Source organism: Burkholderia sp. AU44665 (genome assembly GCF_030504405.1).
GTDB classification, from domain to species: domain Bacteria; phylum Pseudomonadota; class Gammaproteobacteria; order Burkholderiales; family Burkholderiaceae; genus Burkholderia; species Burkholderia semiarida.
In genome coordinates this window covers 21,837-42,814 of record NZ_JAUJRI010000029.1, presented here as the reverse complement: position 1 = coordinate 42,814, position 20,978 = coordinate 21,837, and the positions used below count along the sequence as shown (strand labels likewise).

Sequence of the window (20,978 nt, the reverse complement as noted above, 5' to 3'; positions counted from 1 at the left end):
CGGAGGCCGACATGCGATTCATTTCGAGCGCGCCCGTCGCGCTGGCCGTTCTCGTTGCCTCCACCGCCCATGCGACCGGCGTCGCCGGCCCGATGCCCGACAAAGTCGAGCTGAACCCGGTCGCGATCGCGATGTTCTTCGCGTTCGTGTTCGCGACGCTCGCGCTCACGCGCTGGGCCGCGCGCCGCACGCGCTCGACGCGCGATTTCTACACCGCCGGCGGCGGCATCACCGGGCTGCAGAACGGGCTCGCGATCGCGGGCGACTACATGTCGGCCGCGTCGTTCCTCGGGCTGTCGGGGATGGTGTTCATGTTCGGCTTCGACGGGCTGATCTACTCGATCGGCTTCCTGGTCGGCTGGCCGTTCGTGATGTTCCTGATCGCCGAGCCGCTGCGCAACCTCGGCAAGTTCACGTTCGTCGACGTCGTCGCGTATCGCTTCGCGCAGCGGCCGATCCGGCTGCTGACGTCCGCGAACGCGCTGACGATCGTCGTGCTGTACCTCGTCGTGCAGATGGTCGGCGCGGGCAAGCTGATCCAGTTGCTGTTCGGGCTGTCGTACGGCACGGCCGAGCTGATCGTCGGCGTGCTGATGGTCGTCTACGTATTCTTCGGCGGAATGACCGCGACCACCTGGGTGCAGGTGATCAAGGCCGTGCTGCTGCTCGCCGGCGCGACGCTGCTCGCGTGGCTCGCGCTCGGCGAATTCGGCTTCAGCATCGACGCGATGTTCCGCCGCGCGGTGGCCGTGCATCCGGGCGCGCTGTCGATCATGGGGCCCGGCAAGCTGATCCGCGATCCGGCCAACGCGCTGTCGCTCGGCATCGCGCTGATGTTCGGCACGGCCGGCTTCCCGCACATCCTGATGCGCTTCTTCACGGTGCCGAACGCGAAGGAGGCGCGCAAGTCGGTGCTGTACGCGACCGGCTTCATCGGCTACTTCTACCTGCTCACCTTCGTGATCGGCTTCTCGGCGATCGTGCTGCTCGCGCAGCATCCGGAGTTCTTCAAGCTCGGCGCGAACGGCACGTTCAACCTGACGCACGACCTGCTCGGCGGCTCGAACATGGTCGCGGTGAAGCTCGCGCAGGCGGTGGGCGGCAACTGGTTCTACGGGTTCATCGCGGCTGTCACGTTCGCGACGATCCTCGCGGTGGTCGCCGGGCTGACGCTCGCCGGTGCGACCACGATCTCGCACGATCTCTATGCGCAGATGTGGGCGCGCGGCAAGCCCGACGAGCGGCTGGAGATGCGCATTTCGCGCGCGGCGACGATCGGGCTGTCGGCCGTCGCGATCGCGCTGTCGATCCTGTTCGAGCACGTGAACGTCGCGTTCATGGTCGGGCTCGTCGCGGCGGTGGCCGCGAGCGCCAATTTCCCGGTGCTCGCGATGTCGATCTTCTGGCGCGGGATGACGACGCGCGGCGCGGTGCTCGGCGGCGGCCTCGGCCTCGTGTCGGCGGTCGCGCTCACGGTGCTGTCGAAGTCGGTGTGGGTCGACGTGCTGCACCACGCGCATGCGGCGGTGTTCCTCGACAATCCGGCGCTCGTGTCGGTGCCGCTCGCGTTCGTCGGGATCGTCGTCGGCTCGCTCCTGGATCGCGGCGAGCGCGCGCGCCGCGAGCGCGACGCGTTCGCGCGGCAGGAGTTCTACGCGCAGACGGGCGTGCTCGCGAGCCGGGCCGTGCAGCACTGATTCGTCCGATGAAACGATGGATCCGTCCGGATCGCCGGACGGATATTTTCCGGAAATCCGGAATACCGGATTTCCTTGCCTGCCGCATTATGAGAAATACAATGAAAACAACGGCTTGAGGGGTTCCGGAAACCTGGCATCGACCTTGCGATATAAAACGCACGGCCATCCCCCGGCCGAACTACTACAGCAAGCAAGGAGACAACCGATGACCAATGCCTTCCTCCCCCTCCGGATGTCCTGAGGCATCGCTTGTTGCGGCACGGCAGCCGCGCGGGCGAATGCCTTCGGGGGGGATTGCCCCCCGTTCTCATTCATCCCTGCGCGCGTGACGCCGTTTCCACCGGCTCATCTACTTCAGCAGGAACCATCGTGAAGAAGAAACCCTTCTACAAAGTGCTCTATGTGCAGGTGATCTTCGCCATCATCGTCGGCGTGATCCTCGGCCACTACTACCCGTCGATCGCCACCGACATGAAACCGCTCGGCGACGGCTTCATCAAGCTGATCAAGATGGTGATCGGCCCGATCATCTTCTGTACGGTCGTCACCGGCATCGCCGGCATGGAGGACATGAAGAAGGTCGGCCGCGTCGGCGGCAAGGCGCTGCTGTACTTCGAGATCGTGTCGACCTTCGCGCTGCTGCTCGGCCTCGCGGCCACGCACCTGCTGCGCCCGGGCGTCGGCTTCAACATCGATCCGGCGACGCTCGACGGCAAGGCCGTCGCGTCGTACGCGGCGAAGGCGCACGGGCAGTCGACGGTCGACTTCCTGATGCACATCATCCCGAACACGATGGTCGATGCGTTCGCGCAGGGTGAAATCCTGCAGATCCTGCTGATCGCGCTGCTGTTCGGCAGCGTGCTCGCGCACCTCGGCGAGCGCGGCAAGGTCGTGACCGACTTCATCGACGGCCTGACGCGCGTGCTGTTCGGCATCGTGCACATCGTCACGAAGCTGGCGCCGATCGGCGCGTTCGGCGCGATGGCGTTCACGATCGGCAAGTACGGCGTCGGCTCGCTGGTGCCGCTGCTCAAGCTGATCGGCACGTTCTACCTGACGTCGCTCGTGTTCGTGCTCGTCGTGCTCGGCGCGATCGCGCGCTTCACCGGCTTCTCGATCATCCGCTTCGTGTCGTACATCAAGGAAGAGCTGCTGATCGTGCTCGGCACGAGCTCGTCGGAAGCCGCGCTGCCGCAGCTGATGGAAAAGCTCGAGAAGGCCGGCTGCTCGCGTTCGGTCGTCGGCCTCGTCGTGCCGACCGGCTATTCGTTCAACCTCGACGGCACCAACATCTACATGACGATGGCCGTGCTGTTCATCGCGCAGGCGACCAACATCGAGTTGACGTGGATGCAGCAGCTCACGCTGCTGGCCGTCGCGATGCTCACGTCGAAGGGCGCGAGCGGCGTGACCGGCGCGGGCTTCATCACGCTCGCCGCGACGCTGGCCGTCGTGCCGACGATCCCGCTGTCGGGCATGGTGCTGATCCTCGGCATCGACCGCTTCATGAGCGAATGCCGCGCGCTGACCAACATCGTCGGCAACGGCGTGGCGACGGTCGTCGTGTCGGCGTGGGAGAAGGAGCTCGACCGCAACAAGCTGCGCCAGGCGCTGAAGGGCGGCGGCGAAGTCGCGCCGACCGAGACGACGGCCGGCGTCTGACGGCATGAGCGAGCAGGCGGCGGTGTCGCCCGCGGGCGGCGCGCCGCGCGGCGGCCCGGGCATCGATGCGGAGCCCTATGACACAATAGGCGATCCGCATCGTCAGGAAGCCTCGACCGTGACGCGCCGCCTGCTCATCCTCGTCGTGCTCGCCGCCGCGCTCGCCGCGGCGTGCGCGCTGACGTGGACGATCACGTGGCAGCGCGGCGTCGCCGAGCTGCAGCGCAATGCCGCGGTGCGCGTCGATCGCACCACCAACGCGCTCAAGAGCACGCTCGACCGCTACGAATCGCTGCCTTATCTGCTCGGCAGCCATCCGTACGTGCAGGATCTGCTCGCCGAGCCGAAGCGCACCGACTACACCGCGCGCGTCAACCGCTATCTCGAAGACCTCAACGAGCACGCGCACGCGACCGTCACCTACGTGATCGGCGCGGACGGCCTGTGCGTCGCCGCCAGCAACTGGCGCGCGCCCGACAGCTTCGTCGGGATCGAATACCGTTTCCGCCCGTATTTCCTCGATGCGATGAACGGCCGGGTCGGCCGCTTCTTCGGGATCGGCACGATCTCGCGCGACCCCGGCTACTACATCTCGCAGCCGGTGTGGCGCGACGGCAGGATCGCGGGCGTCGTCGTCGTGAAGCTCAATCTCGAATGGTTCCAGGGCGCCGATGCGTCGGAGCCGCTCGTTGTCGCTGACGATCACGGCGTCGTGTTCCTGTCGTCCGTGCCCGCGTGGAAGTACCACACGCTGCGCCCGCTCACGGGGCCCGTCGCCGCGTCGATCTACGAAACGCGCCAGTACGCGCAGCAACCGGTCACGCCGCTGCCGCTGCGCGTCGAGCAGACGCTCGGCGCCGATGCGGAAATCGTGCGCCTCGGCGCCGGCCGGCGCGCGCCGCGCTTTCTCGCCAGCAAGCGCCGGATCGGCGAGCCCGACTGGCTGCTCGTCACGCTCGCGCCGATCGCGCCGATCGATGCCGACGCGCGCAACGCGACGATCGTCACCGGCTTCGGCTTCGTGTCGGTCGCGCTGCTCGCGTTCTACTGGCGGATGCGCCGTGCCCGCGTGCGCGAGATGATCCGTGGCCGCGCGCTGCTGCAGCAGGCGTACGCGGAGCTGAACCGGCGCGTCGAGGAGCGTACGGCCGATTTGTCTGAAGCGAACGAGCAGTTGCAGAAGGAAGTCGGCGACCGGATCCGCGCGGAGCAGGAACTGCGCGCCGCACACGACGAACTGATCCAGGCGAGCAAGCTCGCCGCGCTCGGCCAGATGGCGGCCGGCATCACGCATGAACTGAATCAGCCGCTCGCGGCGCTGCGCAGCTTCTCGGACAACACGCGCGTGCTGCTCGATCGCGGCGAGCAGGCCGCCGCGCGCGAGAATCTCGAGGCGATCGCCGCGCTCACCGAGCGGATGGGCAAGATCACGAACCAGTTGAAGCTGTTCGTCGGCCGTGCGAAGCCGCGCAACGAGCAGGCGCTCGTCGTGCGTGCGCTGCGCAGCGTGCTGTCGCTGCTCGACGAGCGCCTGCGCGGCGTCGCGCTCACGCTGACGCTGCAGGATGCCACCGTGTCGCCCGCGCGGGATGCGCCGCTCGATCTGGCGCGCGACTATCCCGAACTCGTCGCGCGCTGCGAGGATCTGCGCCTCGAACAGGTGCTGATCAATCTGCTCGGCAACGCGCTCGACGCGGTGGCCGGCGTCGCGGCGCCGGCCATCGAGGTGACGATCGCGGTGTCGGCCGCGACGCTCGCGGTCGAGGTGCGCGACAACGGCTCCGGCATCGCGCCCGATTTGCTGCCGCGCCTGTTCGAGCCGTTCTTCACGACCAAGGAAATGGGGCGCGGGCTCGGGCTCGGCCTCGCGATCTCGTCGTCGATCGCCAGCGACGCGGGCGGCGCGCTGACCGCCCGCAACGCCCCGTCGGGCGGCGCGCTGTTCGTCTTGACGCTGCGGCGCGCCCGCACGCATCATCCGGACTCCGTGTCCGAGCCGGCGGGCTCGCATTAGCCTGGACGGTCGGCAGGATGCAGGCCCGGTCGGCGACGACCGGCATCAACGAGAGCCGCGCGGGCGCCGCGCGGCCTGTCAGGAGCAAGTGACCAAGATGGCCAACCGGCTGCAAGTGATCTATATCGAAGACGATGCGCTCGTGCGCCGGGCGAGCGTGCAGAGCCTTCAACTGGCGGGCTTCGACGTCGCCGGCTTCGAGTCGGCCGAGGCGGCCGAGAAGGCGATCGTCGCGGATACCGCCGGCGCGATCGTGAGCGACATCCGGCTGCCGGGTGCCAGCGGGCTCGACGTGCTCGCGCAGTGCCGCGAGCGCGTGCCCGACGTGCCGGTGATCCTCGTCACCGGGCACGGCGACATCTCGATGGCCGTGCAGGCGATGCGCGACGGCGCGTACGACTTCATCGAGAAGCCGTTCGCGGCCGAGCGCCTGATCGAGACGGTGCGCCGCGCGCTCGAGCGCCGCGAGCTCGTGCTCGAGAACCACGCGCTGCGGCGCGAGCTGGCCGGGCAGAACGTCGTCGCGCCGCGCATCATCGGCCGCAGCCCGGCGATCGAGCAGGTGCGCAAGCTGATCGCGAACATCGCGCCGACCGACGCGTCGGTGCTGATCAACGGCGACACGGGCGCCGGCAAGGAACTGATCGCGCGCAGCCTGCACGAGCTGTCGCCGCGCCGCGACAAGCCGTTCATCGCGGTCAATTGCGGCGCGCTGCCCGAGCCGATGTTCGAGTCGGAGATGTTCGGCTACGAGCCCGGCGCGTTCACCGGCGCCGCGAAGCGGCGCGTCGGCAAGCTCGAATACGCGTCCGGCGGCACGCTGTTCCTCGACGAAATCGAAAGCATGCCGCTCGCGCTGCAGGTGAAGCTCTTGCGCGTGCTGCAGGACGGCGTGCTGGAGCGGCTCGGCTCGAACCAGCCGATCCGCGTGAACTGCCGCGTGGTCGCGGCCGCGAAGGGCGACATGAGCGAGCTCGTCGCGGCCGGCACGTTCCGGCGCGACCTGCTGTACCGGCTCAACGTCGTGACGATCGCGCTGCCGCCGCTCGCCGAGCGCCGCGAGGACATCGTGCCGCTGTTCGAGCACTTCATGCTCGATGCGGCCGTGCGCTACGGGCGGCCCGCGCCGGTGCTGACCGACCGGCAGCGCGCGAGCCTGATGCAGCGCGACTGGCCGGGCAACGTGCGCGAGCTGCGCAACGCGGCCGACCGGTTCGTGCTCGGCGTGGCCGACATGCCGCAGGAAACGGGCGCGGGCGACGCGGCCGACAACGACCAGACGCTGAAGGAGCGCATCGAGCAGTTCGAGCGCGCGGTGATCGCCGAGGCGCTGAACCAGACGGGCGGCGCGGTCGCGGCGACGGCCGACCGGCTGCATGTCGGCAAGGCGACGCTGTACGAGAAGATGAAGCGCTACGGGCTGTCGGCGAAAGGCGAAACCGAGCGCTGAAATGCAAACGGACCGCGGTGCGGTCCGTTTTGCGGAGCAGGGCGCGGTGTGCGGCCCTGCAAGTCCTGCCGTGCGGTGTGCGGCGCTCAGGCCGCGTTGCCGTCGAGCGCCTTCTTGAGCAGCGCGTCGAGTTCCGCGAATTGCGGCGCGCCGACGTAGCGCTTCAGGATCTTGCCGTCCTTGTCGACGACGAAGGTCGTCGGCGTGAGCTGCACGTTGCCGAACTGCTTCGCGACGCTGCCGTCGTCGAGCGCGACCTTGAACGGCAACTGGCGCGTCTGCGCGTAGTTCGCGACGTACATCGGCGGATCGTAGTTCATCGCGACCGCGACGAATTCCAGCCCCTGACCCTTGAAGCGATTGTAGGTATCGACCATCTGCGGCATTTCCTGCATGCAGGTCGCGCAGCTCGTCGCCCAGAAGTTCACGAGATAGACCTTGCCCTTCAGGTCGCCGGCGGTCGAGACCTTCTGGCCCGACAGCAGCGTGAAGGTCGCGTCCGGCACGCTGGACTTGCCGTTGAACGCGAAAAAGCCGGCGACGGCGATCGCCGCGACGACGGCGGCCGCGACGAGGTAGCGCACGGGGCCGGCACTGCGGCGGGTGGAAGGCGTGGTGTTCATCTGGTGCTCTCGGAGTCGATGACGCGGATCGATGCAAATGACGTCGACGAAAAGGACGTCGAAATTCGGCGCTCATTTTAGCGCGAATGCGGCGCGCGCACCGGCGGCGGCCCCGCGTCCCGGTTTTCGGGTTCGGCGGATAATGGCCGTTTTGCCTGCCGCAATCCACGCCATGCCGAAGGAAGTCATCGATTCGTTGCGCCCCCGTTTTCGTCCACTGCGACACTTCGCCGCGCTGGCCTGCCTGAGCGCCGCCCTGGCCGCGTGCTCGCCTTCGTACGACTGGCGCACGCTGCACAACGATGCGGGCTACACGATCGACCTGCCGGCGAAGCCGACCGTCGAGGAGCAGCCGGTGGTGCTCGGCGGCACGTCGATGCCGATGCGGATGCAGGCCGCGCACGTCGACGGCGCGGTATTCGCGGTCGGCACGTTGACGCTGCCCGACGATCGCGACGACACGCGCCGCGCGGCGCTCGAATTTCTGCGCGCCGGGCTGTCGCGCAACCTCGACGGCGCGCCGCGGACGGCGGCGGTGCCGGTGCCGCTCGCGGCCGGCGGCGCGGTGAACGGGGTCGAGCTACGCATCGCCGGCGCAGCCGCCGCCGGAGGCGATCGCGCCCGCAAGACGATCGTCGCGCGGCTCGCCGCGCGCGGCCGGCACGCGTACCAGGCCGTCGTGATCGCCGACGGGCCGCTCGCGCAGGAGCAGCTCGACCAGTTTTTCGGCTCGTTCAAACTCGATTGACGACGGCCGGCGAGGGCAGCTCAGACACGCTGCGACAACTGAAAGTTCATTCGCAGCTTTCGACGCTAATCGCCGGATTTTGCGAGGGTTTTTCGACTATCCACAGCGCATGTGGATAACTTTGTTGAAAAGTGGCGCGCATTTCTCGCAAAGCCGCGCCGGACGGCCTTCCGGCCCGTTTGGTCGCCCGCTCGCGGTTTGAGAAAAACCAATTAAAACAACGGGATACGAATTCCCTCCGGCAAAGGCCGCGGCGAGCCGCGATCCGGGGCCGGATTCGCGAAATTGTGCATAAGTCAAGTCTTGACAGCCTGATTTTGTCCTCCTCGCGCGCTCACAGCGCCGTCAACGCGCGCCGGTAGCGGATCGCCTCGGCGATCTGCGCGGCCGTCGGCAGCGGCTCGCCGGCCAGGTCGGCGATCGTCCGCGCGACTTTCAGCACGCGGAAATACGCGCGCGCCGACCAGCCGAAGCGCTCGCCGGCCTCGCGCAGCAACCGCTCGCCTTCGTCGGTCGGCCGGCACAGGTCGTCGGTTTCGCGGCCGCTCAGCATGTGATTCGTCTTGCCCTGCCGCTCGAGCTGCAGCGCACGCGCCTGCGCGACCCGGGCGGCCACCGCCGCGCTCGGCTCGCCGGGCGCCGTCGCGCGCGTCGCGAGCTCGGCCGGCGACAGCGCGGGCAGGTCGATCTGGATGTCGATGCGATCGAGCAGCGGCCCCGACAGCTTGCGCAGATAGCGGGCGGCGACGTCCGGCGAGCAGCGGCAGCGCCCGGACGGATCGCCGTGCCAGCCGCACGGGCACGGGTTCATCGCGGCGATCAACTGGCACGCGGCAGGGAAGTCGGCCTGCTGGGCCGCGCGCGAGATCGTGATGCGGCCGGCTTCCAGCGGCTCGCGCAGCATTTCCAGCACGTGCCGGTCGAATTCCGGCAGTTCGTCGAGAAACAGCACGCCGAGGTGCGCGAGCGTGATTTCGCCCGGCTGCGGCGGATTGCGGCCGCCCACCAGCGCGGCGGCGCTCGACGAGTGGTGCGGTGCGCGGAATGGCCGGCGGCGCCACTGCGCGGGCGAGAAGCCGAGCCGGCTCGCGGACAGCAGCGCGGCCGAGGTCAGCGCCTCGTCGTCGGTGAGCGGCGGCAGCAGCCCCGCGAGGCGCGCGGCCAGCATCGACTTGCCGGCCCCGGGCGGCCCGACCATCAGCATGTGATGGCCGCCCGCGGCCGCGACTTCGAGCGCGCGCCGGGCGCCCCGCTGCCCGACGACGTCCGCGAGGTCGGGGGCGGCCGGCGCCGGCAGGCCGTCGAGGCAGGGCGCCGCGACCGGCGCGAGCCGCCCGTCCGGCGCATCGGCGAGGTGCGCGCACAGTGCGGGCAGGTCGCGTGCACCGAATACGGTCACGCCCGGCACGAGCGCGGCCTCGGCGGCGCTGTCGAGCGGCAGATACAGCTCGGGCGGCCGCGATGTCGCGGTGCAATCGCGCGAGGCGGGGAAATCAAGGCTCGGGCCGCCGGCGCTGCCAGCGCCGGATTGCGCCGCGCGCCAGTCCCGCGCGGCGCCGCAGGCCATCGCGAACGCGCCGCGCATCGGCCGCAGCGCGCCGGTCAGCGACAGCTCGCCCGCGAACTCGCGGCCGGCCAGCGCGTCGGCCGGGATCTGGCCGTTCGCGGCAAGGATGCCGAGCGCGATCGGCAGGTCGAAACGGCCCGATTCCTTCGGCAGATCGGCCGGCGCGAGATTGACGGTGATGCGGCGCACCGGGAATTCGAATCCGCAGTTCTGCAGCGCGGCGCGCACGCGCTCGCGGCTTTCGCGGACTTCGAGATCGGGCAGCCCGACGATCGAGAACGACGGCAATCCGTTGGCGAGATGGACTTCGACGGTGACGTCCGGCGCGCGGCCGGAGGCGGGCGCGCGACTGCGCACCACGGCGAGCGACATGGCGAGGCTCCTGCATGACGGGCGGACGACGGCCGTTCGGGGCCGCACGCCGCGGAAATCGGAGAAATCGGTGCGCGCTTGCCGGCGTGGCGCGGGGAAAGAACGAGGTGTTGCGAACGACGAACTGCGAAGAGCGATGGACTGCGAAGAGCGGAGGATGCTGCGAAGAACGATGAACGGCGAAGAGCGGAGGTACGGCGAAGACCGACGGACGACGAAGCGGGGAGGAAGGTGGCGGGCGCAGGCCGCACGTGGCGGCCCGCGCCCGGACCTTGCGGCCGGGTGGGGCGTCAGGCCTGCGGGGCGGCGAGCTTCTGCTCGAGTTCCGCGACGCGCTTTTCGAGTTCCTCGAGGCGCACGCGGGTGCGGGCGAGCACCTGTGCCTGGGTGTCGAATTCCTCGCGCGTGACGAGATCGAGCTTCGAGAAGCCTTGCGACAGCATGGCCTTCACGTTGCGCTCGACGTCCTTGGCCGGCGAGTTTTTCAGCAAATCGCTGACGCGCGATTGCAGGTCGTTGAAAACGTCGCTGGGTTGCTTCATGGTGATTCCCCTTCCTTGCACAAAAAATGTGCATCTTCAGTTGCGTACGTGCCCATGATGCACGCATGACCGGAAATGGTGCGCGCGGGGCGCGAATTCCGGGCATGGCGCCCGCATGGGTGAATGGCCCGGCGTTCCGGGACGTGCGTGCACTCTAGCAACGATCCTTTCGCCGCGCCAGCAAAGCGGCCCATGTTGGCCATTCGGCCGGGCTTCCGCGCCTTACACCACGCGATGTGACCCCGTTCCGAAGCCGTTCGAGACGGTGTTCGGGCCGACATGGCATGCGAGTTGCTGAGAAGAGTCCGTTACAACATTCCAACCAATTCGACGGGACAACCCAGCGAGAGGACTTCATGAAACTCATTACCGCAATCATCAAGCCGTTCAAGCTCGATGAGACGCGCGAGGCGCTGTCGGCGCTTGGCGTCTCGGGCATCACGGTGACGGAGGTGAAAGGGTTCGGGCGCCAGAAGGGGCACACCGAGCTGTACCGCGGCGCCGAATACGTGGTCGATTTCCTGCCGAAGATGAAGATCGAGGCGGCCGTCTCCGACGATCTCGTCGACCAGGCGGTGGAAGCGATCGAGCGGGCGGCGCGCACGGGCAAGATCGGCGACGGCAAGATCTTCGTCACGCCGATCGAACAGGTGATCCGGATTCGCACCGGGGAGACGGGCGCCGACGCGCTGTAACAGAACAGACAAGACAAGCGACAAGAGGAAACCCAAGATGCGCAAACTTCTGATGTCCCTGCTGATGGCAGGCTCGCTGATCGCGGCCGGCGTCGGCTCCGCGCTCGCGGACGACGCGGCGTCCGCCGCGGCTGGTTCCGCGCCCGCCGCCACCGCTTCCGACGCATCGGCTGCCGCAGCTCCGGCTGCCCCGGCCGCTTCCGCACCGGCCGCCGACGCATCCGCCGCCGCACCGGCTTCGGGCGCGGCCGACGCTTCGGCTGCCGCCGCCGCGTCCGCGCCGGCCGCCCCGGCCGCACCGACGGCTCCGTTCTCGGTCGATTCGTCGAAGATCAGCGCGGGCGACACCGCGTGGATGCTGACGTCCACCGCGCTCGTGCTGTTCATGACGATCCCCGGCCTCGCGCTGTTCTACGCGGGCATGGTCCGCAAGAAGAACGTGCTCGCGACCGTGATGCAGAGCTTCGCGATCACCGCGCTGATCACGGTGCTGTGGACGGTGGTCGGCTACAGCCTCGCGTTCACGCCGGGCAACGGCTTCATCGGCGGCCTGTCGCGCGTGTTCCTGCACGGCATGGCCTACGTGAAGGGCGACAAGGCGACGACGCTGACGGTCAGCCACCTCGCGTCGACGATTCCGGAATCGGTCTACTTCGTCTACCAGATGACGTTCGCGATCATCACGCCGGCGCTGATCTGCGGCGCGTTCGCCGACCGGATGAAGTTCTCGGCGATGCTCGTGTTCATGACGCTCTGGTCGCTGATCGTCTATGTGCCGATCGCGCACATGGTGTGGGAGCCGACCGGCTGGCTGTCGGCCGACGGCGTGCTCGACTTCGCGGGCGGCACGGTGGTGCACATCAACGCCGGTATCGCGGGCCTCGTGTCGTGCCTGGTGCTCGGCAAGCGCGTCGGCTACGGTCGTGAATCGATGGCGCCGCACAACCTGGTGCTGACGATGATCGGCGGCTCGATGCTGTGGGTCGGCTGGTTCGGCTTCAACGCGGGTTCGGCGGTCGCGGCCGACGGCCGTGCCGGCTTCGCGATGCTGACCACGCAAGTCGCGACCGCCTGCGCGGCGCTCGGCTGGATGTTCGCCGAGTGGATCGCGAAGGGCAAGCCGTCGGTGCTCGGCATCGTGTCGGGCGCGGTCGCGGGTCTCGTGGCGATCACGCCGGCAGCCGGCTTCGTCGGCGTGGCGGGCGCGCTCGTGATCGGCATCGCGGCGGGCGTGATCTGCTTCTGGTCGGCCACCTGGCTCAAGTCGAAGCTCGGCTACGACGATTCGCTCGATGCGTTCGGCGTGCACGGCATCGGCGGGATTCTCGGTGCGCTGCTGACCGGGGTATTCGCGGTCAAGGACATCGGCGGTTTCGACGGCAGCCTGCTGCTGCAGGCGAAGGGCGTGCTGATCACGCTGGTCTACAGCGGCGTGCTGAGCTTCGTGCTGCTGAAGCTGATCGACCTGACGATCGGCCTGCGCGTGACCGAAGAGGAAGAGCGCGAAGGTCTCGACGTGATCCTGCACGGCGAGCACGTGGAATAAGTCACACGAATCAACGGCGGGCCGCCGCGACGACGGCGCCCGCTCCGAATGAGCGCAGCGACTTCGGCCCGCCTCACCGGCGGGCTTTTTTTCTCCTGTCACGCGCTGCCGTAGCGGATAACCCTTCACTCTATCGGGTCAATAGCCGAAAACTGCCTCCATAATCCTTGTGAAGCCGGGAACAATCCCCAAATGGGCAAGGCAATTGCTCTACAATCTTCATTCTCCCGCTCGCGAGTGATTCATGGTTCCCCACCTCGTTACCGCGTTGAACGGTCCGCTGCTCGAACTCGAGCAGAAGATCCTCGACGCGACGCCTGCGATCGAACGCTGGTTCAGGCTCGAATGGCAGGAACACACCCCGCCGTTCTATTGTTCGGTGGACCTGCGCAATGCCGGCTTCAAGCTGGCGCCCGTCGATGCGAACCTGTTTCCCGGCGCATTCAACAATCTGCCGTCCGAAGTGCTGCCGCTCGCCGTGCAGGCCGCGATGGCCGCGATCGAGAAGATCTGCCCGGACGCGAAGAATCTGCTCGTGATTCCCGAGTTGCCGACCCGCAACGCGTTCTATCTGGAAAACGTCGCGCGTCTCGCGACGATCATGCGCCAGGCCGGCCTGAACGTGCGCTTCGGCTCGCTCGACCCCGGCATCACCGACATGACGCCGATCACGCTGGCCGACGGCCAGAAGATCGTGCTCGAACCGCTCGAGCGTTCGCAGCGCCGCCTCGGCCTGAAGAATTTCGATCCGTGCTCGATCCTGCTGAACAACGACCTGTCGGCCGGCATCCCGGCCGTGCTGGAAAACCTGCACGAGCAATACCTGCTGCCGCCGCTGCACGCGGGCTGGGCCGTGCGCCGCAAGTCGACGCACTTCGCGTGCTACGACGACGTCGCGAAGAAGTTCGCGAAGATGGTCGGCGTCGATCCGTGGATGGTGAATCCGTATTTCGCGCACGTGGAAGGCGTCGACTGGCAGGCGCATGAAGGCGAGCAGGCGCTCGCCGACGCGATCGACGGCGTGCTGAAGAAGATCGCGCGCAAGTATCGCGAATACGGGATCAGCGAGAAGCCGTACGTCGTCGTGAAGGCCGACGCGGGCACCGCGGGCCGTGGCGTGATGACCGTGCACGACGCGGCCGAGATCGGCCGCATGACGAAGGCCGAGCGCGCGCAGATGGCCGAATCGAAGGCCGGCCTCGCGGTGCGCGACGTGATCGTGCAGGAAGGCGTCTACACGTTCGAGCGCGTCGGCGACGAAGTGGCCGAGCCGGTCGTGTACATGATCGACCGCTACGTGGTCGGCGGCTTCTACCGCACGCACGGCGGCCGCGAGCGCGACCAGAACCTGAACGCGCCCGGCATGCACTACGTGCCGCTCGGCTTCGAGCACACCGCGCTGCCGGATGCAGGCGCCAAGCCGGGCGCCGCGCCGCCGAACCGTTTCTACATGTACGGCGTCGTCGCGCGGCTGTCGCTGATCGCGTCGTCGATCGAACTGGAAAAGACCGACCCCGAAGCCATCCAGGTGTAACGGACCTTCGCTACGTACAGGACCCGCATGGACATTCTTTTTATCGCCGACCCGCTCGAGCATTTCAAGATCTACAAGGATTCGACCTACGCGATGATGGCGGAGGCCGCCCGGCGCGGGCATGCGGTGTACGCGTGCGAGCCGCGCCACCTCGCGTGGACGGGCTCGGCGGTCGAGGCCGACGTGCGGCGCATCGCGTTCGTCGGCGAACTGGACGACCTGCATCGCGACACCTGGTTCGACGCGGGCCCGGTCGACGCGCGCCGTCTCGAATCGTTCGGCGCGGTGCTGATGCGCAAGGATCCGCCGTTCGACATGGAATACGTGACGTCGACGTGGCTGCTCGAGCTGGCCGAGCGCGCGGGGGCACGCGTGTTCAACAAGGCGCAGTCGATCCGCGATCACTCGGAGAAGCTCGCGATCGGCGAGTTTCCACAGTTCGTCGCGCCGACGCTCGTCACGCGCGACGCGAAACGGCTGCGCGCGTTCCACGCCGAGCACGGCGACGTGATCCTGAAGCCGCTCGACGGGATGGGCGGGATGGGCGTGTTCCGCGTGAAGCCGGACGGCATGAACCTCGGCTCGATCGTCGAGATGCTGAGCCACGACGGCACGCGCTCGGTGATGGCGCAGAAGTTCATTCCCGAGATCAAGGCCGGCGACAAGCGCATCCTGCTGATCGGCGGCGAGCCCGTGCCGTATTCGCTCGCGCGGATTCCGCAGGGCAGCGAGGTGCGCGGCAATCTCGCCGCGGGCGGCCTCGGCGTCGCGCAGCCGCTGACGGAGCGCGACCGCGAGATCGCCGCGACGCTCGGGCCCGTGCTCGCGTCGCGCGGGCTGCTGCTGGTCGGCCTCGACGCGATCGGCGACTGGCTGACCGAGGTGAACGTCACGAGCCCGACGTGCTTCCGCGAGATCATGGAGCAGACGGGCTTCGACGTCGCCGCGATGTTCATCGACGCGCTGGAGCGTGCGGCCGCGTAGGCCGCCGCCCGTGCAACCCCGGCGGCGGCCGCGCAGGTCCCCCGTCGCCGGAGCCGCTTGACCGGCCTGCTACAATGCCCGCTTGCCCGGTGCCGTGATCGGCGCACCGAAGGCCCGGCGGTCGGGCCGACACTGTTGCAAGGCTGAACATGAAACGTTCCCCACACTCGCTACGCTCATTGCCCCGCCGCGGGGTATCGGCCCGCCAGGGGCGGCCGGGAGCGATCTGACATGGCCGGGATCCTGATCATCGCGCACGCCCCGCTCGCCACCGCGCTGCGCGACTGCATCGCGCACATCTACGGCGGCGTGCCCGCCCGCATCGGCTGCATCGACGTGATGGCCGACAGCGATCCGGCCCAGGTGATGGCGTTTGCGCACGCGGAACTCGCGCGGCTGCGCGAAGACAACGGCGTCGTCGTGCTGACCGACATGTACGGCGCGACGCCCGCGAACATCGCGGGCCAGCTCGCGAAGCTCGACAACGTGCGCGTGCTGGCCGGCGTGAACCTGCCGATGCTCGTGCGGGCCGTCTGCTACCGCACCGTGCCGCTCGACAAGCTGGTCGACAAGGCGCTGTCCGGCGGCGCGAAGGGCGTGCACGAGGTGTCGTCCGGCACGCCGCCGCCGCCGACGGAAACCGGCTGCGGCCAGTGCGCGCCGATTCCGCCCGAACCGCAGCCGCGTACCCCGAGCGAATCGCACTGAGCATCCGTTTTCCGTTTTAGACGACCCGCCGGCGCGCGCCGCCGGCGGTCCCGACCGACCCGACCGAGAATCATGCTTCAACAAGAAACCACCATCGTCAATAAATTGGGGCTCCATGCGCGCGCATCGGCCAAGCTCACGCAACTGGCCGGCAACTTCCAGTCGGAAGTCTGGATGACACGCAACGGGCGCAAGATCAACGCGAAGAGCATCATGGGCGTGATGATGCTGGCGGCCGGTATCGGCAGCACCGTGACGATCGAGACCGAAGGGCCCGACGAGCGGGAAGCGATGGACGCGCTGCTGAAGCTGATCGCCGACAAGTTCGGCGAAGGTCAGTGATCGCCGCGCGCGATCGTTGCCGTTTCGACTGAGAATGCCGCGGGTTTCGCGGCATTTTTTTCGTCGGAAGCATTGATGCGAAATGCGCAATGCTGCGGTGCATGCAGTCAGCAGGGAGTCGCGGAATTTATAATCGCTAACCGGGGTCATAAGCGCATCGCAGCAGTGTGCCGCGGCTTTACTTGTACAGAGGAGGTGCGCGTGTCCTTCACGCTGCATGGCATTCCCGTCTCACGAGGTATCGCGATCGGGCGAGCGTATCTGATCGCGCCGGCGGCGCTCGACGTCGCCCATTACCTGATCGAGGCCAACCAGATCGACGCCGAAGTCGAGCGATTCCGCACGGCGCTCGACGTCGTGCGCCGCGAGCTCGAAGCGCTGCGCGCCGACCTGACCGACGACACCCCGAGCGAAGTCGGCGCTTTCATCGACGTTCACACGATGATCCTGAGCGACGAGATGCTCGTGCAGGAAACCATCGACCTGATCCGCACGCGCCGCTACAACGTCGAATGGGCGCTGACCGAGCAGCTCGAGCTGCTCACGCGCCATTTCGACGACATCGAGGACGAATACCTGCGCGAGCGCAAGGCCGACATCGAGCAGGTGGTCGAGCGCGTGCTGAAGGCGCTCGCCGGTGCGCCGTCGGCGTCGCAGGCGCTCGACGGCGCGGCCAGGAACGGCACGAACGAGATGATCGTGGTCGCGCACGACATCGCGCCGGCCGACATGATGCAGTTCAAGACGCAGTCGTTCCAGGCGTTCGTCACCGATCTCGGCGGGCGCACGTCGCACACCGCGATCGTCGCGCGCAGCCTCGGCATTCCGGCCGCGGTCGGCGTCCAGCATGCGAGTGCGCTGATCCGCCAGGACGACCTGATCATCGTCGACGGCGACGCGGGCATCGTGATCGTCGATCCGGCGCCGATCGTCCTCGAGGAATATTCGTACCGCCAGTCCGAGAAGCTGCTGGAGCAACGCAAGCTGCAGCGCCTGAAGTTCTCGCCGACGCAAACGTTGTGCGGCACGAAGATCGACCTGTACGCGAACATCGAGCTGCCCGACGACGCGAAGGCGGCCGTCGAGGCCGGCGCGGTCGGCGTCGGCCTGTTCCGCTCCGAGTTCCTGTTCATGCATCAGAAGGAGATGCCGGAAGAGGAGGAGCAGTTCGCCGCGTACAAGCGGGCCGTCGAGTGGATGAAGGGCATGCCGGTGACGATCCGCACGATCGACGTCGGCGCCGATAAACCGCTCGAGGCGCTCGACGAAGGCTACGAAACGGCGCCGAACCCGGCGCTCGGGCTGCGCGCGATCCGCTGGAGCCTGTCCGAGCCGCAGATGTTCCTCACGCAGTTGCGCGCGATCCTGCGCGCGTCCGCGTTCGGCCAGGTGAAGATCCTGATCCCGATGCTCGCGCACGCGCAGGAAATCGACCAGACGCTCGACCTGATCCGCGAGGCGAAGCGCCAGCTCGACGACGCGGGGCTCGCGTACGATCCGAACGTGCGCATCGGCGCGATGATCGAGATCCCGGCCGCGGCGATCGCGCTGCCGCTGTTCCTGAAGCGCTTCGATTTCCTGTCGATCGGCACGAACGACCTGATCCAGTACACGCTCGCGATCGATCGCGCCGACAACGCGGTCGCGCACCTGTACGATCCGCTGCATCCGGCGGTGCTGCACCTGATCGCTTACACGTTGCGCGAGGCCAAGCGCGCGGGCGTGTCGGTGTCGGTGTGCGGGGAGATGGCGGGCGATCCGGCGCTCACGCGCCTGTTGCTCGGGATGGGGCTCACCGAGTTCTCGATGCATCCGAGCCAGTTGCTCGTCGTGAAGCAGGAGATCCTGCGCGCGCACCTGAAGGCGCTCGAAAAGCCGACGGCCGACGTGCTGGCCGCGTTCGAGCCGGAAGAAGTGCAGGCGGCGCTGCAGCGGCTGTCGGTCGCCGAGCCGCGCGCGGACGCGGCCGCCTAGGCGAGCCTGGCGCTTGGGCGTTCAGCCGCCGCTGGCCGCGAACTGTAGCGAAGTGCCACGCATACGCGGTCCGGCGCGTGCGTGATGCGCGCGTCAGTGCCGCCCGCCGCACACGGGGCAATCGGCCTGGCGCGCGATTTTCATCGTCGTCCATTCCATCCGCAGCGAATCGAGCATCATCAGCCGCCCGTTGAGCGTCTTGCCGATGCCGCCGATCACGCGCAGCGCCTCGGCCGCCTGCATCGCGCCGATGATCCCGACGGTCGGCGCGAACACGCCCATCGTCGAGCACGCGACTTCCTCGAACGGCTGGTCTTCCGGGAACACGCACGCATAGCAGGGCGCGGCCGCGTCGCGGAAGTCGAACGTGCTGATCTGGCCGTCGAAGCGCAGCGCGGCGCCCGACACGAGCGGCACGCCGTGCGCGACGCACGCACGGTTGATCGCGTGCCGCGTCGCGAAGTTGTCGGTGCAGTCGAGCACGACGCTCGCGTGCGGCACGTGCGCGTCGAGCCATGCATCGTCGACGCGCGCCGCGACCGCGTTCACCTTCACCTCGGGATTCAGTTGCGCCAGCGCGTCGCGCCCCGACTCGACCTTGCTGCGCCCGACCGATGCCGTCACGTGCAGGATCTGCCGCTGCAGGTTCGTGAGGTCGACCGTGTCGGCGTCGACGAGCGTGAGCGTGCCGACCCCCGACGCCGCGAGGTACATCGCGGCGGGCGAGCCGAGGCCGCCCGCGCCGACGACGATCGCATGCGCGTCGAGAAAGCGCTGCTGCGCCTCGATGCCGATTTCGTCGACGAGGATGTGGCGGGAGTAGCGAAGGAGTTGATCGTCGTTCATGGGCAGTCGTGGGCGAGGCGGGCGGACGTTCGTTATTTTAGGCGCGCATGAAAAACGGGCCATCGCGGTCTTCCCGCGATGGCCCGTCGGATGCCGGCCGGCGCTTACTTCGGCGCGGAGGCGGGCTTCGGTGCGGAAGCCGGCTTCGCGGCGCTCGCGCCCGATGCCTTCGCGCTCGCGGCAGCCTTCGCGGCCGGGCTCTTCGTCGTGCTCTCGGCGAGCAGCGACTTCGATTCCTGGACCGGCTTGCCTTCGAGCTTGTTGAGCGCCTGCTGCATCATGAAGTCGTCGGCGCTGCCGAACTCGATCGGCTTGCGATCGCGATCCTTCTGGCGTTGTTCCGGCGTCTTCTTGTCGTTCTGCTCTTCGAGCACGCGCAGCTGATCCATCCGGCGCTGCTCGCGCTCTTCCTGTTCCTTCTTCTCGTTCGGATCCTGCGTGTTCGCGAGGTGGTTCGTGTAGTCGACCTCGCGCGTCACGAGCACGTCGTCGGGATCGCCGTCCGCGTACTGATCGACCGGCACGTCCGGCGTGATGCCCTTGTTCTGGATCGAACGGCCGCTCGGCGTGTAGTAGTACGCGGTGGTCAGGCGCAGCGCGGTGTCGGCCGTCATCGGGCGCACCGTCTGCACCGAACCCTTGCCGAACGTCGTCTTGCCCATGATCTGCGCCCGCTTCGAATCCTGCAGCGCACCGGCGACGATTTCCGACGCGGACGCCGAATATGCGTTCGTCAGCACGATCATCGGCACGGTCTTGAAGACGGGCGGCAGGTTCTTCAGCGGATCGCCGTCGAAGGACGGAAGGCGATAGTTGTCGTACGTGTCGCGGTAGACCTGCTTCGAATCGGGGATCTGGCCGTTGGTCGACACGACGACCGAGTCGGGCGGCAGGAACGCGCCGGCCACGCCGACCGCGCTCTGCAGCAGCCCGCCGCCGTTGTTGCGCAGGTCGAGGATCAGGCCCTTCAGGTTCGGCTGCTGGCGCGCGATGTCCTGCAGCTTCTGCGCGAGATCGGGCGTCGTGCGCTCCTGGAAGCTCGTGATGCGGATATACGCGTAGCCCGGATCGAGCATCTTCATCTTCACGCTCTGGACCTTGATGATCGCGCGCGTGACCGTGACCGGGAACGTGCGGTCGTCGCTCTTGCGGAAGATCGTCAGCGTGACCTTGGTGCCCGGCTCGCCGCGCATCTGCTTGACGGCCTTGTCGAGCGTCATGCCGCGCACCGGCTTGTCGTTGATGCGCGTGATCAGGTCGCCCGGACGGATGCCGGCGCGGAACGCGGGGGTGTCCTCGATCGGCGAGATCACCTTGACGAGGCCGTCTTCCTGCGAGATCTCGATGCCGAGACCCGCGAAACGGCCCTTCGTCTGCTCCTGCAGCTCGTCATAGTCGGTCTTGTCGAGGAACGACGAGTGCGGATCGAGGCTCGACACCATGCCCTTGATCGCGGCCGTCAGCAGCTTCTTGTCGTCGACCGGCTCGACGTACTCGCGCTTGATCTGCCCGAATACTTCCGCGAACAGGCGGAGCTGGTCGAGGGGAAGCGGCGCCGTGGCGGTCTGCTCGGCCGATGCGGAAACCTGCAGCGTGGCGAATACGCCCGTGGCGAGGCCCGCGGCAATCAGGCCGATGTTCTTCAAATTCATTCGCATAGAGAGTCGGGTG

General features: G+C 67.9%; 17 protein-coding genes. 12 read left to right on the top strand and 5 right to left on the bottom strand.

Features of this window, described 5'->3' with window-relative positions; translation table 11 throughout:
- Window positions 1-11: 11 nt before the first annotated feature.
- The 4 genes from QZM15_RS31075 to QZM15_RS31060 all read left to right on the top strand — a co-directional run bounded on the left by QZM15_RS31075 (window position 12) and on the right by QZM15_RS31060 (window position 6,826).
- Window positions 12-1,697 carry a cation acetate symporter gene (locus QZM15_RS31075; RefSeq protein ID WP_302107860.1) on the top strand — a complete coding sequence of 562 codons (1,686 nt, stop codon included), beginning with the start codon at window positions 12-14 and terminating at the stop codon, window positions 1,695-1,697.
- Between the two features lie 372 nt (window positions 1,698-2,069).
- Window positions 2,070-3,362 (top strand): dicarboxylate/amino acid:cation symporter, encoded by a 1,293-nt coding sequence (locus QZM15_RS31070; protein WP_059576044.1) that lies wholly within the window; start codon window positions 2,070-2,072, stop codon window positions 3,360-3,362.
- Between the two features lie 4 nt (window positions 3,363-3,366).
- Window positions 3,367-5,376, top strand: a complete 2,010-nt coding sequence (locus tag QZM15_RS31065; protein ID WP_302107859.1) for an ATP-binding protein — start codon at window positions 3,367-3,369, stop codon at window positions 5,374-5,376.
- A gap of 97 nt (window positions 5,377-5,473) precedes the next feature.
- On the top strand, window positions 5,474-6,826 hold the full coding sequence (locus QZM15_RS31060) for a sigma-54 dependent transcriptional regulator (RefSeq protein WP_059576050.1): 1,353 nt from the start codon (window positions 5,474-5,476) through the stop codon (window positions 6,824-6,826).
- An 86-nt stretch (window positions 6,827-6,912) separates the two neighbouring features.
- On the opposite strand, the gene QZM15_RS31055 is transcribed toward QZM15_RS31060, so the two are convergent.
- Window positions 6,913-7,449 (bottom strand): peroxiredoxin, encoded by a 537-nt coding sequence (locus QZM15_RS31055; protein WP_059576053.1) that lies wholly within the window; start codon window positions 7,447-7,449, stop codon window positions 6,913-6,915.
- Between the two features lie 172 nt (window positions 7,450-7,621).
- On the opposite strand from QZM15_RS31055, the gene QZM15_RS31050 reads away from it, so the two are divergent.
- On the top strand, window positions 7,622-8,197 hold the full coding sequence (locus QZM15_RS31050) for a hypothetical protein (RefSeq protein WP_059576056.1): 576 nt from the start codon (window positions 7,622-7,624) through the stop codon (window positions 8,195-8,197).
- A 334-nt stretch (window positions 8,198-8,531) separates the two neighbouring features.
- On the opposite strand, the gene QZM15_RS31045 is transcribed toward QZM15_RS31050, so the two are convergent.
- Window positions 8,532-10,136 carry a YifB family Mg chelatase-like AAA ATPase gene (locus tag QZM15_RS31045; RefSeq protein WP_302107858.1) on the bottom strand — a complete coding sequence of 535 codons (1,605 nt, stop codon included), beginning with the start codon at window positions 10,134-10,136 and terminating at the stop codon, window positions 8,532-8,534.
- Between the two features lie 290 nt (window positions 10,137-10,426).
- Window positions 10,427-10,678: an accessory factor UbiK family protein gene (locus tag QZM15_RS31040; RefSeq protein ID WP_006489451.1), complete on the bottom strand. Its 252-nt coding sequence runs from the start codon at window positions 10,676-10,678 to the stop codon at window positions 10,427-10,429.
- Between the two features lie 356 nt (window positions 10,679-11,034).
- On the opposite strand from QZM15_RS31040, the gene QZM15_RS31035 reads away from it, so the two are divergent.
- The 7 genes from QZM15_RS31035 (at window position 11,035) to ptsP (ending at window position 18,461) form a co-directional block, all read left to right on the top strand.
- Window positions 11,035-11,373, top strand: a complete 339-nt coding sequence (locus tag QZM15_RS31035) for a P-II family nitrogen regulator (protein ID WP_006398175.1) — start codon at window positions 11,035-11,037, stop codon at window positions 11,371-11,373.
- A 37-nt stretch (window positions 11,374-11,410) separates the two neighbouring features.
- On the top strand, window positions 11,411-12,919 hold the full coding sequence (locus tag QZM15_RS31030) for an ammonium transporter (RefSeq protein ID WP_302107857.1): 1,509 nt from the start codon (window positions 11,411-11,413) through the stop codon (window positions 12,917-12,919).
- A gap of 244 nt (window positions 12,920-13,163) precedes the next feature.
- Window positions 13,164-14,453 (top strand): glutamate--cysteine ligase, encoded by a 1,290-nt coding sequence (gene gshA, locus QZM15_RS31025; protein ID WP_059576095.1) that lies wholly within the window; start codon window positions 13,164-13,166, stop codon window positions 14,451-14,453.
- Between the two features lie 27 nt (window positions 14,454-14,480).
- The gene (gshB, locus tag QZM15_RS31020; RefSeq protein ID WP_059642711.1) at window positions 14,481-15,437 is read left to right on the top strand and encodes a glutathione synthase; all 957 of its coding nucleotides are present in this window, start codon (window positions 14,481-14,483) and stop codon (window positions 15,435-15,437) included.
- Window positions 15,438-15,668: 231 nt separating this feature from the next.
- The gene (locus QZM15_RS31015) at window positions 15,669-16,145 is read left to right on the top strand and encodes a PTS sugar transporter subunit IIA (protein ID WP_059576100.1); all 477 of its coding nucleotides are present in this window, start codon (window positions 15,669-15,671) and stop codon (window positions 16,143-16,145) included.
- A gap of 72 nt (window positions 16,146-16,217) precedes the next feature.
- Window positions 16,218-16,487: an HPr family phosphocarrier protein gene (locus QZM15_RS31010; protein WP_006477716.1), complete on the top strand. Its 270-nt coding sequence runs from the start codon at window positions 16,218-16,220 to the stop codon at window positions 16,485-16,487.
- Window positions 16,488-16,688: 201 nt separating this feature from the next.
- Window positions 16,689-18,461: a phosphoenolpyruvate--protein phosphotransferase gene (ptsP, locus tag QZM15_RS31005; RefSeq protein ID WP_060312566.1), complete on the top strand. Its 1,773-nt coding sequence runs from the start codon at window positions 16,689-16,691 to the stop codon at window positions 18,459-18,461.
- A 93-nt stretch (window positions 18,462-18,554) separates the two neighbouring features.
- Here ptsP and QZM15_RS31000 read toward each other — a convergent pair whose 3' ends face one another.
- Together QZM15_RS31000 and QZM15_RS30995 are read right to left on the bottom strand one after the other, a co-directional pair.
- Complete coding sequence (locus QZM15_RS31000) at window positions 18,555-19,307, bottom strand: molybdopterin-synthase adenylyltransferase MoeB (protein WP_060312475.1); 753 nt, start codon at window positions 19,305-19,307, stop codon at window positions 18,555-18,557.
- Between the two features lie 104 nt (window positions 19,308-19,411).
- A complete protein-coding gene (locus QZM15_RS30995) occupies window positions 19,412-20,965 on the bottom strand; it encodes a S41 family peptidase (RefSeq protein WP_060966615.1) in 1,554 nt (517 codons plus the stop codon).
- Between the last annotated feature and the right edge of the window lie 13 nt (window positions 20,966-20,978).